This is a genomic window from Streptomyces xanthophaeus (assembly GCF_000725805.1).
Lineage (GTDB): Bacteria > Actinomycetota > Actinomycetes > Streptomycetales > Streptomycetaceae > Streptomyces > Streptomyces xanthophaeus.
Window position 1 is genome coordinate 93,188 of the sequence record NZ_JOFT01000030.1, and the last position, 13,789, is coordinate 106,976.

General features: G+C 72.9%; 9 protein-coding genes. 7 read left to right on the forward strand and 2 right to left on the reverse strand.

The genetic code is table 11. From position 1 onward, the window contains the following. Nucleotides 1-108: 108 nt before the first annotated feature. Nucleotides 109-465 (reverse strand): MGMT family protein, encoded by a 357-nt coding sequence (locus IO30_RS0120165; protein ID WP_031144921.1) that lies wholly within the window; start codon nucleotides 463-465, stop codon nucleotides 109-111. 266 nt (nucleotides 466-731) lie between these two features. On the opposite strand from IO30_RS0120165, the gene IO30_RS0120170 reads away from it, so the two are divergent. Continuing rightward, nucleotides 732-3,467, forward strand: coding sequence for a flippase-like domain-containing protein (locus tag IO30_RS0120170; protein ID WP_373316532.1), 2,736 nt, complete (start codon nucleotides 732-734; stop codon nucleotides 3,465-3,467). Nucleotides 3,468-3,472: 5 nt separating this feature from the next. Here the strand turns inward: IO30_RS0120170 and IO30_RS0120175 are convergent, their stop codons facing one another. Beyond that, nucleotides 3,473-4,222, reverse strand: a complete 750-nt coding sequence (locus IO30_RS0120175) for a YwiC-like family protein (RefSeq protein WP_031144923.1) — start codon at nucleotides 4,220-4,222, stop codon at nucleotides 3,473-3,475. 286 nt (nucleotides 4,223-4,508) lie between these two features. Between IO30_RS0120175 and IO30_RS0120180 the strand changes: the two genes are divergently transcribed. From IO30_RS0120180 to hemG, 6 genes are read left to right on the forward strand one after another with little or no spacing between them, the layout of a single operon-like run. Continuing rightward, nucleotides 4,509-8,132, forward strand: a complete 3,624-nt coding sequence (locus tag IO30_RS0120180; protein WP_031144924.1) for a nitrate reductase subunit alpha — start codon at nucleotides 4,509-4,511, stop codon at nucleotides 8,130-8,132. 5 nt (nucleotides 8,133-8,137) lie between these two features. Further along, nucleotides 8,138-9,661: a nitrate reductase subunit beta gene (narH, locus tag IO30_RS0120185; protein ID WP_031144926.1), complete on the forward strand. Its 1,524-nt coding sequence runs from the start codon at nucleotides 8,138-8,140 to the stop codon at nucleotides 9,659-9,661. After that, complete coding sequence (narJ, locus tag IO30_RS0120190; protein ID WP_031152331.1) at nucleotides 9,658-10,317, forward strand: nitrate reductase molybdenum cofactor assembly chaperone; 660 nt, start codon at nucleotides 9,658-9,660, stop codon at nucleotides 10,315-10,317. The genes narH and narJ overlap by 4 nt, the downstream gene beginning before the upstream one ends. Next, the gene (narI, locus tag IO30_RS0120195) at nucleotides 10,317-11,042 is read left to right on the forward strand and encodes a respiratory nitrate reductase subunit gamma (RefSeq protein ID WP_031144929.1); all 726 of its coding nucleotides are present in this window, start codon (nucleotides 10,317-10,319) and stop codon (nucleotides 11,040-11,042) included. The genes narJ and narI overlap by 1 nt, the downstream gene beginning before the upstream one ends. Next, a complete protein-coding gene (locus tag IO30_RS0120200) occupies nucleotides 11,039-12,241 on the forward strand; it encodes a TIGR04053 family radical SAM/SPASM domain-containing protein (RefSeq protein ID WP_037894629.1) in 1,203 nt (400 codons plus the stop codon). Before narI ends, IO30_RS0120200 begins: the two co-directional genes overlap by 4 nt. 54 nt (nucleotides 12,242-12,295) lie before the next feature. Then, the gene (gene hemG, locus IO30_RS0120205; protein ID WP_237403414.1) at nucleotides 12,296-13,675 is read left to right on the forward strand and encodes a protoporphyrinogen oxidase; all 1,380 of its coding nucleotides are present in this window, start codon (nucleotides 12,296-12,298) and stop codon (nucleotides 13,673-13,675) included. Nucleotides 13,676-13,789 lie beyond the last annotated feature (114 nt).

Consider the following 13,789-nt stretch of genomic DNA (forward strand, 5'->3'; position numbering starts at 1 on the left):
GGCAACGCTACGGCAACCGGCCGGCCCCGCGCAGTTCGCCCGCGTCCCCCGTACGGGCCTTCGCACGGGCGCTCGACCGCCCGCCCGGGCCGCCCATGGCCGAAGCTGTCAGGTGTGAGCCTCGTCGCGCCCGTCCTCCGCTCCACGGCCGTCCCAGCGCGCCCGGCGCATGTCCAGCCGCGGCTCCCCGGCGGCGGTCAGGCGCAGCGGCGTGGCCTCGGCCCGGTAGTGCTCCAGGGCCCGCAGTTCGCTGCCGGGGAGCGGCAGGCCGTCGGCCCGGACCACCCGCCACCAGGGCACGGCTCCTCCGTACAGGGCCATCACGCGCCCGACTTGGCGCGGTCCGCCGGCGCCGAGCCATTCGGCCACGTCTCCGTACGTCATCACCCGGCCGGGCGGAATCCGCTCGGCCAGCTCCAGCACGTGTTCCGCGTACGCGGGCAGCTCCTCGCTCATCCGGCCCATGGTGCAGCACCGTGGGCCGGGTCACGTGGAGGCCTCGGTTCCGTACCGGCGCGCACCCTGCTGCCCCGATCGCCTGCCGGTCCGTGCCACCATCTTCCGGGCGGTGACTGGTGATACGTGATCAAGAAGAGACGGAAGTGACGACGAAGGAGCAGGGTGTGAGCCCTCCGGACGGTGCGGCGAGGGACGAGGGCGCAGGCCCGGGAGACCGCCCCGGCCCGCGCCCCGACCTGCCCTCCGACCTGCCCTCCGACCTGCCCTCCGACCTGCCTTCCGGCCCGGCCTCCGGATCCCGGCCGGACCCGCTCCCCCGGTCGGCCGCGGACGGCCCGGACGGCCCGGACGATCCGGAGGGGCCGCACGGCCACGCTCCGACGGCCGCCGACCAGGTCGAGGTCGACGAACCACTGCTCGCCGCCCGCGTGCACCGCCCCTCCGACCTCGTACGCCTGCTCGTCGGCGTCCTCGGCATCGCCGTCGTCCTCGGGATCGCCGCCTTCGCCCACGGCACGACCGTCGGCCTGGAAGAGGACATCAACAAGGGCACCGGTCAGGCGCCGGACCTGCTCATCAAGGTCGCCGCGCTGGTGTCGAGCATCGCGGTGCTGCTGCTCCCCGTCGCCTTCGCCATCGAACGTCTGATCAAGCGCGACGGCCTGCGCATCGCCGACGGCGTGCTCGCCGCGGTCCTCGCGCACGGGGTCACCCTCGCCACCGACCTGTGGGTCTCCCAGGCCGCCTCGGCCACCATCCAGGACGCCCTCACCCGCCAGACGGGTACCGGCGGGGCCCTCACCGATCCGGTGCACGGCTACCTCGCGCCCGTGATCGCGTACATGACCGCCGTCGGGATGACCCGCAGACCGCGCTGGCGGGTCGCCCTGTGGGTGGTGCTGCTGCTCGACGCGTTCACGATGCTGGTCAGCGGCTACACCACACCCTTCTCGATCATCCTGACCGTGCTGATCGGCTGGAGCGTCGCCTACGGGACCCTCTACGCCGTCGGCTCGCCGAACGTGCGCCCGACCGGGCAGACCCTGCTCGCCGGACTGCGCCGGGTCGGTTTCCGCCCGGTCAGCGCGATGCGCGCCGAGGCCCCCGACGGCCCCGAGGCCACCGAGGTCAGCGACCGCGGCCGGCGCTACCACGTCACCCTGGAGGACGGCCCTCCGCTCGACGTCACCGTCGTCGACCGCGAACAGCAGGCCCAGGGCTTCTTCTACCGGGTCTGGCGCCGCCTCACCCTGCGCGGGATCACCACGCGGCGCAGCCTCCAGTCCCTGCGCCAGGCGCTGGAGCAGGAGGCGCTCCTCGCGTACGCGGCCATCGCGGCCGGGGCCAACGCGCCCAAGCTGATCGCCACCTCCGAGCTCGGCCCGGACGCCGTGATGCTCGTGTACGAGCACCTGGGCGGCCGGACCCTGGACTCCCTCGCCGACGAGGAGATCACCGACGACCTGAGCCGCAACGCGTGGGAGCAGGTACGGGCCCTGCAGTCGCGGCGGATCGCGCACCGGCGGCTCACCGGGGACGCCCTGGTGGTGGATCGTTCCGGCAGCGTCACCCTCACCGACCTGCGGGGCGGCGAGATCGCGGCGGGCGACCTGGTCCTGCGGATGGACATCGCGCAGCTGCTGGTCACGCTCGGCCTGCGGGTCGGCGCGCAGCGGTCGGTGGCCTCGGCGCTGTCGGTGCTCGGCCCGGACGCGGTGGCGGACTGCCTGCCGCTGCTCCAGCCGATCGCGCTGAGCCGTTCCACGCGGGCCACGCTGCGCAAGCTGGCCAGGGAGCGGGCGGACCGGCAGCGGGAGGCCGTACTGGAGTCCTCGCGGGCCGCGAAGGCGGCGCGGGAGGCCGATGCCCCGGATCCGGCAGACGGCGCCGCGGCGGGTGCCGTCCCCGCCTCCGTCCCCGCCTCTGCTTCCGTCTCCGCTTCCGTCTCCGACAGGAAGGCCGAGAAGAAGGCCCTGGACGACGCGCTCGACGGGGCCCGCGAGGAGGACCTGCTCAGCCAGATCCGCCAGCAGGTGCTGCTGATCCGCCCGCAGGCGCCGGTGGAGCCGGCCCGGCTGGAGCGGATCCGGCCGCGCACCCTGGTCTCCTTCATCGCGGGCGCGTTCGGCGCGTACTTCCTCCTCACGCAGCTCGCCCACGTGCCCCTGGCGGAGACCGTCGGGGAGGCCCAGTGGGGCTGGGTCGGGGCGGCCCTCGCCTTCTCGGCGCTGAGCTACGTCGCGGCGGCGATGAGCCTGCTGGGCTTCGTGCCCGAGCGGGTGTCGTTCCTGCGGACCGTGGTCGCCCAGGTGGCCGGGTCCTTCGTGAAGCTGGTCGCCCCCGCGGCTGTCGGCGGTGTCGCGCTGAACACCCGGTTCCTCCAGCGGGCGGGGATCCGGCCGGGGCTCGCGGTGGCGAGCGTGGGCGCCTCCCAGCTCTTCGGGCTGGCCAGTCACATCCTGCTGCTGCTCGCCTTCGGCTATCTGACCGGGACCGAGAAGACCCCGGAGATGACCCCGTCCCGGACGGTCATCGCGGGTCTGCTGACGGTGGCGGTCCTGGTGCTGGTGGTGACGGCGGTGCCGTTCATGCGGAAGTTCGTGGTGACCCGGGTCCGGGCGCTGTTCGCGGGCGTGGTGCCGCGCATGCTGGACGTGCTCCAGCGGCCGCAGAAGCTGGTGACGGGCATCGGCGGGATGCTGCTGCTGACCGGCTGCTTCGTGATGTGCCTCGACGCCTCGATCCGGGCGTTCGGGGGCGGCCAGGCCATCAGCTACGCGAGCATCGCGGTGGTGTTCCTGGCGGGCAACGCGCTGGGGTCGGCCGCGCCGACGCCGGGCGGCATGGGCGCGGTGGAGGCCACGCTGACGCTGGGCCTGGTCGCGGCCGGGCTGGAGAAGGAGGTCGCCATCTCGGCGGTCCTGCTGTTCCGCCTGATGACGTTCTGGCTGCCGGTGCTGCCGGGGTGGATCTCGTTCAACTTCCTGACCCGCAAGGAAGCGATCTAAGCGATCTAGAAGGCCAGGAGCAGCGTCACCAGGAGGGCCAGCGAGGCCGCGAGTTCGGCGGCGCCGACCAGGGGGACGCGCAGGCCGCGGCCGGGGAGGGCTGCGGCGCGGGCGAGGTAGGCCGTGAAGGGCAGCGCCAGCCAGGGCGAGAGGACGGCGGCCACGGCCAGGGCCGCCGCGTGGAAGGACACCGAACCGCGGTAGTAGGCGCGCGAGTTCCGTTCCCGGATCATCGTCTTCACGTACGGCACCGTGCCCCCGAAGTACAGCAGGCAGGCGGTGGCCGGCGCCCAGGCGGCGGACGGGTCGGCGCCGCCGAGGTGCGCGGCCACCAGCAGCATCCCGCAGGCGGGGACCACCGCGGCCAGGCCGTTGGCCAGGGCCCGTTCCCGGCCGCGCCACGCGTAGTACGTGTTCACGGCCACGAACGGCGCCGCCGCGGCGCAGGCGGGCAGCAGCCAGGGGTGCAGCACCGCCAGCGGTACGCCCGCCACGGCGAAGGCGGCCGCGAAGACCACCGCGGGCCGGCCGTGGCGCCGGGCCGAGCGCAGGCCGCGCGCGTGCAGCCGCAGCCACTGCTGGGCGTGGAAGGCCGCGGCGTAGCCGAGCAGCCAGGCGGCGAGCAGCGCCGCGTGCGTCCATCCCGGCCGGGGGCCGAGGAAGGTGCCCACGAGGAAGGGGACCGTGAGCATCGCCCAGGCTCCGTGCTGGTCCGGTATCCAGGTGCGGCCCTTGCGTCTGCTGGTGTCGGCCACGGCTCCGCAGCCCCTTTCCCCACATAGGAATTCCGTCGCGCTATTTCCCCCCGCCTCCGCGGAGTTGGCGTTCTTCCAGCCTGACAGACGACCGGCCCGCAAAAGAGCGGAAGGAGGTCACCGCCCTACGGGACCTTTGTCACCGGATTCGCCTTTTGCGCGGGCGTAGCGTCGATACGCACCATTGTTTTCGGCCTGGAGGATCGCTGTGCAGGAGCGTCAGGGACGTCAGGGGCGTCAAGGACCCCGGGGACCTCGAGGCCGTCACGACGGGGTCGACCCGCTCGTGCGGGCGGGCGGGTTCTTCACCCGCGCCGAGGTGTCCGAGGACCTGCGCACGGTCCACCGTACGGGCGGGCGGGCCGCCGAGGCCTTCTACCGGGACCGGTGGAGCCACGACAAGGTCGTGTACTCGACCCACGGGGTGAACTGCACGGGCTCGTGCCGGTGGAAGGTGTACGTCAAGGACGGGATCATCACCTGGGAGACCCAGGCCACCGACTACCCCTCCGTCGGCCCGGACCGCCCCGAGTACGAGCCCCGCGGCTGCCCGCGCGGCGCCTCCTTCTCCTGGTACTCCTACTCCCCGACCCGGGTGCGCTACCCGTACGTGCGCGGCGCCCTGCTGGAGATGTACCGCGAGGCCAAGGCCCGCCTCGGCGACCCCGTCGAGGCCTGGGCGGACGTCCAGGGCGATCCGGAGCGCCGCCGCCGCTACCAGCGGGCCCGCGGCAAGGGCGGGCTGGTGCGGGCCTCGTGGGAGGAGGCGACCGAGATCGTCGCCGCGGCGCACGTGCACACCATCAAGGAGCACGGGCCGGACCGGGTCGCGGGCTTCTCCCCGATCCCCGCGATGTCGATGGCCTCGCACGCCTCGGGCGCCCGCTTCCACTCCCTCATCGGCGCGCCGATGCTGTCCTTCTACGACTGGTACGCCGACCTCCCGGTGGCCTCTCCGCAGGTGTTCGGCGACCAGACCGACGTGCCCGAGTCGGGTGACTGGTGGGACGCGGCCTATCTGATGATGTGGGGCTCCAACGTCCCCGTCACCCGTACCCCCGACGCGCACTGGATGGCGGAGGCCCGCTACCGCGGGCAGAAGGTCGTGACCGTCTCCCCGGATTTCGCGGACAACACGAAATTCGCCGACGAATGGATGCATCCGCATCCCGGTACGGACGGCGCCCTGGCCCTCGCCATGGGCCATGTGATCCTGAAGGAATTCTTCGTCGAGAAGCAGACGCCGTTCTTCACGGACTACGTCCGCCAGTACACCGACCTGCCTTTCCTCGTCTCGCTGAAGGAAACGGAACAGGGTCTGGTTCCGGGGAAGTTCGTCACCGCCGCCGATCTCGGCCAGGACATCGAGAACGCCCGCTGGAAGACCGTCCTCGTGGACGACGTCACCGGCGAGCCGGTCGTCCCGAACGGCACCCTCGGCCACCGCTGGGGTGCGAACGAGCAGCCCGAGTGGAACCTCGACCTCGGTGACACCGTGCCCCGCCTCTCCCTCATCGGGGAGGGCGAGAGCGCCGAGATCGTCCTGCCCCGCTTCGAGGACGACGAGCGGACGGACGGCAGGGGCGCCACGGTGCGCCGCGGGGTGCCCGTGCGCCGTCTCGGGGACCGGCTGGTCACCACCGTCTTCGACCTGATGCTCGCCCAGTACGGCGTCGGCCGCGCGGGCCTGCCCGGCGAGTGGCCCACCGGCTACGAGGACGCGGGCCAGCCCGGTACGCCCGGCTGGCAGGAGTCGCTGACCTCCGTCCCGGCGGCCCAGGCCGCCCGCGTGGCACGGGAGTTCGCGCGCACCGCCGAGGAGTCGCAGGGCCGCTGCATGATCCTGATGGGCGCGGGCACCAACCACTGGTTCCACTCCGAGACCATCTACCGAGCCTTCCTCGCCCTCCTGACGCTCACGGGCTGCCAGGGCCGCAACGGCGGCGGCTGGGGGCACTACGTCGGCCAGGAGAAGTGCCGCCCGGTCACCGGCTGGGCCACCCTCGCGGCGGCCTCGGACTGGTCGCGCCCGCCGCGCCAGATGATCGGCGCGGCCTGGTTCTACCTGCACACCGACCAGTGGCGCTACGACACCCTGCCCGCCGAGGCGCTGGCCTCACCGCTGGGCACGGGCGCCTTCGAGGGCATGACGGGCGCCGACTGCCTGGCCGCGAGCGCCCGGATGGGCTGGATGCCCTCCTACCCCACCTTCGACCGCAACCCGCTGGAGCTGGGCGAGGCCGAGGACCCCATCGCCGAAACGATTCAGCAGCTGAAGGACGGCACCCTCGGCTTCGCGGGCGAGGACCCCGACGCACCGCGCAACTGGCCGCGCGTGCTCAACGTGTGGCGGGCCAACCTCCTCGGCTCCAGCTCCAAGGGCAACGAGTACTTCCTCAAGCACCTCCTCGGCACCCACTCCAACCTCCCCGAGGACGGCCCCCGCTGCACGCCCAGGGACGTCACGTACCGCGAGGAGGACGTCGAGGGGAAGCTCGACCTCCTCACGACCATGGACTTCCGGATGACGTCCACGACGCTCCTGTCGGACGTGGTCTTCCCGGCGGCCACCTGGTACGAGAAGCACGACCTGTCCTCCACGGACATGCACCCCTTCCTGCACGCCTTCACCCCGGCCGTGGACCCGCCCTGGCAGGCCCGCTCGGACTACGACGCCTTCCGCGGCCTCGCCGAGCGCTTCGGCGAGCTCGCCCGGACCCACCTCGGCGTCCGCAGGGACCTGGTCGCGACCGCCCTCCAGCACGACACCCCGGGCGGCGAGATGGCCCAGCCCGGCGGGGTGGCCCTGGACTGGTCCAAGGGCGAGTGCGAGCCCGTACCCGGCCGGACCATGTACGACCTGGCCGTGGTGGAGCGGGACTACGGGGCGGTCGGCGAGAAGTTCTCCGCGCTCGGCCCGCTGGTCGACACCCTCGGCGTGACCACCAAGGCGATCACCTACGACGTGGCCGAGGAGGTCGCGTACCTCGGTGAGAAGAACGGCCTGGTGCGCGGCGGGGCGGGCGACGGACGTCCCCGGCTGGACACCGCGCAGCGCGCCTGCGAGGCGATCCTGTCCCTGTCCGGGACGAGCAACGGCCGCCTCGCCACCCAGGGGTTCGAGACCCTGGAGAAGAAGGTCGGCACGCACATGGCCCACCTGGCCGCCGAGGCCGAGGGCAAGCGGATCACCTTCGCCGACACCCAGGCCCGCCCGGTCCCGGTGATCACCTCGCCCGAGTGGTCGGGTTCGGAGGCGGGCGGGCGGCGGTACACCGCCTTCACCGTCAACACCGAGCACCTCAAGCCCTGGCACACGCTCACCGGCCGCCAGCACTTCTTCATCGACCACGACTGGCTGCACGAGGTCGGGGAGTCGCTGCCCGTCTACAAGCCGCCGCTGAACATGCACACCCTGTACGGGGAGCCCGAGCTCGGGGTCGTCGACGAGAAGACCGTCGCCGTCCGGTACCTGACCCCGCACAACAAGTGGGCGATCCACAGCCAGTACCAGGACAACCTCTACATGATGACCCTCGGCCGCGGCGGCCAGACGGTGTGGATGTCCCCGCAGGACGCCGAGGCGATCGGCGCCCGGGACAACGACTGGATCGAGGCGGTCAACCGCAACGGCGTGGTCACCGCCCGCGCGATCGTCTCCCACAAGATGCCGCCCGGCACGGTCTACATGAACCACGCCCAGGAGCGCACGGTCGGCGTCCCCAAGACGGAGAAGACGGGCCGCCGCGGCGGCATCCACAACTCCCTGACCCGGGTGATGCTCAAGCCCACCCACCTCATCGGCGGCTACGCCCAGCTGACCTGGGCCTTCAACTACCTCGGCCCGACCGGCAACCAGCGCGACGAGGTGACGGTCATCCGCCGCCGCTCGCAGAAGGTGGAGTTCTGATCCGCATGCGCGTCATGGCACAGATCGCGATGGTCATGAACCTCGACAAGTGCATCGGCTGCCACACCTGCTCGGTCACCTGCAAGCAGGCGTGGACCAACCGCCAGGGCACCGAGTACGTCTGGTTCAACAACGTCGAGACCCTCCCCGGCCAGGGATACCCGCGCCGCTGGGAGGACCAGGAGAAGTGGAAGGGCGGCTGGGAGCGCACCCGCTCCGGCAAGCTGCGCCTGCGGGCCGGCGGCCGGCTGAAGAACCTCGGGAACCTCTTCGCCAACCCCCACCTGCCGCAGCTCGACGACTACTACCAGCCCTGGACCTACGAGTACAAGAACCTCACCGAGGCCCCGGCCGGAGACGACATGCCGACCGCCCGGCCCGTCTCCCAGGTCACCGGCGAACCCATCGACAAGATCGAGTGGGGCCCGAACTGGGACGACAACCTGGGCGGCGCCCCCGCCCACGCCCCGAAGGACCCGATCGTGGAGAAGATCCGCGACGAGGTGGGCGAGAAGATCCGCTTCGAGTTCGAGCAGAGCTTCATGTTCTACCTCCCCCGGATCTGCGAGCACTGCCTGAACCCGGCGTGCGTCTCCTCCTGCCCGTCCGGCGCGATGTACAAGCGCGAGGAGGACGGCATCGTCCTCGTCGACCAGGACCGCTGCCGCGGCTGGCGCATGTGCGTGACCGGCTGCCCGTACAAGAAGGTCTACTTCAACCACCGGACCGGCAAGGCCGAGAAGTGCACCTTCTGCTTCCCGCGCATCGAGGTCGGCATGCCGACCGTGTGCTCGGAGACCTGCGTGGGCCGCATGCGCTACCTCGGCGTGATGCTCTACGACGCCGACAGGGTCGCCGAAGCCGCAGCCGTGGAGGACGAGCACGACCTCTACCCCTCCCAGGTCGAATGCTTCCTCGACCCCCACGACCCGGCCGTGATCGAGGCCGCCCGGCGCTCCGGGATCACCGACGAGTGGCTCCGGGCGGCGCGCGACTCCCCCGTCCACGACCTGATCGCCACCTACCAGGTCGCCCTCCCCCTCCACCCGGAGTACCGGACCATGCCGATGGTCTGGTACGTCCCGCCGCTGTCCCCGGTCGTCGAGGCGGTCGCCGCCACCGGCAGCGACGGCGAGGACGCGGGCAACCTCTTCGGCGCCATCGACGCGCTGCGCATCCCCGTCGAGTACCTGGCCGCGATCCTCACGGCGGGCGACACCTACCCGGTCGAGGCGGTGCTGCGGCGGATGGCGGCCATGCGCGCCTACATGCGGAAGATCAACCTCGGTGAGGAGCGGGACGAGTCGATCGCCCGCGCGGTCGGCCTGACCGGTGCGGAGATGGAGGACATGTTCCGCCTCCTCGCGATCGCCAAGGCCGAGGACCGCTTCGTGGTGCCGACCGCCGCGCGCCCCGAGGCCGAGGCCCTCGCGGACACCCATCCGCTGGACGCCGCCGCCTGTCCCGTGGATGCGGTCGGCGAGCCGCCCGTCCTGCTCAACATCAGCCCGACAAGGAGGCGTTCGTGACCCCGGACGCGTACGTACGACTGGTGGCGTGCTGTGTCCTGCAGTACCCCGGCGACCACTTCCACGACGAACTCCCCCGGCTGCGCGCGGCCCTCGCCTCGGCGCCCGCAGAGGCGTCCGCACTGCTCGGCTCCTTCCTCGACGAGGCCGAGGCGCAGTCCCCGGTCGAGCTGTGCGCCCAGTACACCTCGACCTTCGACACCCGCAACCGGCGCTGCCTGTACCTGACCTGGTGGACGGACGGGGACACCCGCCGCCGCGGGCTGTCCCTGGTCCGGCTGAAGCGGATCTACCGGGACTTCGGGCTGGAGTACGCGGGCGAGGAACTGCCCGACTTCCTGCCGGTGGCCCTGGAGTTCGCCGCCCGGCAGGAGGAGGCCGGCACCGAGCTGCTCCAGGAGCACCGGGCCGGACTGGAGCTGCTGCGCCTGGCCCTGGCCGAGTCCGGGTCCCCGTACGCCCGGGTCCTGGAAGCCGTGTGCTCCACCCTGCCCGGACCCTCCCCCGAGACCAGGGCCGAGGCGCAGGCCCTGGCGCGCAGCGGGCCCCCGCAGGAGCTGGTCGGGGCGGGCTCGCCGCTCGAACCCTTCGGCCCGGGCATCGACATGCCGGCCGACCTCCCCTGGCCCACCGCACCCGAAAGGCGGACCGCCTGATGGACCTCCTCCTGTGGGGCGTGCTCCCGTACGTCTCGGTCGCCCTGCTGATCGCGGGCACCGCCTGGCGGGCCCGGTTCGACGCCTTCGGCTGGACCAGCCGTTCCTCGCAGCTGCACGAGTCGCGGCTGCTGCGGATCGGCTCGCCGCTCTTCCACTTCGGCATGCTGTTCGTGGTGCTGGGGCACGTGGTGGGGCTGCTGATCCCGATGAGCTGGACCGATGCGCTGGGCCTGAGCGACCACGCGTACCACCTGCTGGCGGTCTCCACGGGAGCCGTGGCGGGCGTGGCGGCCGCCGCCGGGATCGCCGTCCTGGTCCACCGGCGGTTCACCGTCCCCGCCGTGCGCAGGGCGACGCACAAGAGCGACCACCTGATGTACACGGTCCTGCTCGGCGCGATCGTCCTCGGTCTGACGGCCACCGTCCTCAACTCGACGGGGATGACGGACGGGTACAACTACCGCGAGGGCATCTCGGTCTGGTTCCGCAGCCTGTTCACCTTCCAGCCGGACTACCGGCTGATGGCCGGGGCCCCGCTCGCCTTCCGGCTGCACGTCCTCTTCGGTTTCACCCTCTTCGCGCTGATCCCGTACTCCCGCCTGGTGCACATGTTCTCGGCGCCGCTGAAGTACCTGTTCCGCCCCTACGTGGTCTACCGGCGGCGCGATCCCGGGCAGCTGGCGAACCGGCCGGAGAAGCGGGGCTGGGAGCGCGTGTCGTGACGGGCCGCCCCGCGCGCACCGTCGTGCGCCGGCCCCGGCACGCCGTCTCCGAGCGCCCGTTCATCGTCATCTGGGAAGCCACCCGGGCCTGCCCGCTGGCCTGTCTGCACTGCCGGGCCGAGGCGCAGACCGCCCGGCACCCCGGGGAGCTGGACGGGGCCGACGCCCGCCGCGTGATGGACCGGACCGCCGCGTTCGGGCGTCCGGCCCCGCTGTTCGTGATCACCGGCGGGGACCCCTTCCAGCGCGCCGACCTCACCGGCCTGATCGCCTACGGGACCTCCCTCGGCCTGCGCGTCGCCGTCTCCCCCTCCGGTACGCCGACGCTGACCCGGGAGAACCTGACCGCGGTGCGGGACGCGGGCGCGGTCGCCGTGTCCCTGTCCCTGGACGGTTCGACGGCCGCCCGGCACGACGCCTTCCGCGGTGTGCCCGGGGTCTACGACTGGACCCTGGACGGCTGGCGGACGGCCCGCGAGCTCGGCCTCAAGGTGCAGATCAACACGACGGTCACCCGCGACAGCCTGGAGGACCTGGCCGACATCGCGGCGCTGGTCCGGCGCGAGGGGGCCATGCTCTGGTCGGGCTTCCTCCTGGTCCCGACGGGCCGCGGCGGGCAGCTGGACGGCCTCACCCCGGCCGAGACCGAGGACGTCCTGCACTTCCTCTACGACTGCGGTGCGGTGATGGCCACCAAGACCACCGAGGGCCACCACTTCCGGCGGGTGGCGCTCCAGCGCACCGTGCTGGACGCGCGCGGCGAACGGGCCCCCGGGCTCGGGCCGCTGTACGGGCGCCTGCGCCGGCGGGCCGCGGAGCTGGGGCTCTTCGACGGGGAGCGGCGGGCGGTGCGCCGGCCGCCGATGGACGTCTCCTCGGGCCGCGGGTTCGTCTTCGTCTCGCACACCGGCGAGGTCCACCCGAGCGGCTTCCTGCCAGTGTCGGCGGGCAACGTGAAGGAGCAGGACCTGACCGGGATCTACCGGGACTCGGAGCTGTTCACCTCGCTGCGCGACCCGGAGCTGCTGCGCGGGAAGTGCGGGGCGTGCGAGTTCAAGGCGGTGTGCGGCGGGTCGCGGTCACGGGCGTACGGCTTCACCGGGGACGTGCTGGAGGCGGACCCGTACTGCGCTTACGAGCCGGGCAGCTTCGCGTACCAGGCGGAGCTGCGAGCTCTGACCGAAAGCATGACGCGCTAGCACACGGGCATCCCATATGTTTCGTACGGGTACATATCGGCCGCGGGAGAGACAATGCGTTCAGTGATCGTCATCGGTGGCGGCATCAGCGGCCTGGCCGCCGCGTGGCAGTTGCGCGGCCTGGCCGACGTCACCTTGCTGGAGAGCCACACCAAGGTCGGCGGCAAGCTCCGCACCGGCACCATCGCCGGAATCACCGTGGACGAGGGCGCGGAATCCCTGATGGCCCTGCGGCCGGAGGCCGTGGAGCTGGCCGCCGCGGTCGGCCTCGGCGACGCCCTGTGCGACCCGGCCAAGGCCCCGACCACCGTCTGGACCCACGGCGCCCTGCGCGCCCTGCCGCCCGGACACGTGATGGGCGTCCCGACCGACCCCGCCGCGCTCACCGGCACCGGCCTGCTCACGCCCGAGGGCGTGGCCCGGGTCGCCGCCGAGGAGGACCTCCCCGCGACCCCGCTGGCCGGGGACTGCTCGGTGGCCCAGTACCTGGGCGACCGCTTCGGCCAGGAGGCCGTCGACCGGCTCGTCGAACCCCTGCTCGGCGGTGTGTACGCGGGCCGCGCCGACCGGCTCTCGCTCCGCGCCGCCATGCCCCGCATCGCCGCCCTGGCGGAGCAGGGCACGGCGCTGCTGCCCGCGCTGCGCCGGATGCGGGCGGCGGGCGCACCCCGCTCCGCGGCCGTGGCCGTCCAAGGCGTGGCCGGCGGCGCCGGACGCTTCCCGCTGGCGGTCGCCGAGGCCTGCGGGGCCCGCATCCTCACCGGGACCACCGCCCGCAGCCTCCACCGCATCCCGGGCGACCGGTGGCGCGTCCAGGCCATGACGGGTGACGGCCCGCTGACCATGGAGGCGGACGGGGTGGTCCTGGCCCTGCCGGCCTTCGCCGCCGCGGAACTGCTGCGCCCGCACTCCCCGCTCGCCGAGGCGGAGCTCGCCGGCATCGCGCACGCCTCGACGGCCGTCATCACCATGGCCTTCTCCCGGGCGCAGGCCGGCTTCCTGCCGGAGGGCAACGGCTTCCTGGTCCCGCCGGTGGACGGGCACACCCTGAAGGCCGCCTCCTTCCTCTCCAACAAGTGGCCGTGGCTGCGGGCGGCGGCCCCCGACACCTTCGTCCTGCGCGCCTCGGTCGGCCGGATCGGCGAGGACGAGCTCCTCGCCCGCCCCGACCGGCACCTGGTCCGCTCGGCGATCACCGAACTCCACCGGGCGGTGGGCCCGATGGGCGAACCCCTCGCGGCCCGCGTCACCCGCTGGGACCGCGGCCTGCCGCAGTACGGGGTCGGCCACCGCGAGCGCGTCGCCCGCATCCGCGAGGCCGCCGGGAAGCTGCCGGGACTGGCCCTCGCCGGAGCGGCGTACGAGGGCGTGGGCGTGGCCGCCTGCGTGGCCACCGGCCGCGCCGCCGCCCGCCAGGTGCTGGCCGGCGCCTAGTGCTGTGACCGGAAGGGTCCACCGGGTCGCGGCGCCCGGCACGGCACCTCCCCGCGTTGTCGGACCACGCAAGTACGTCCAGTACGAGCCGTGGCCCTCCGCCTTGCGATGCAC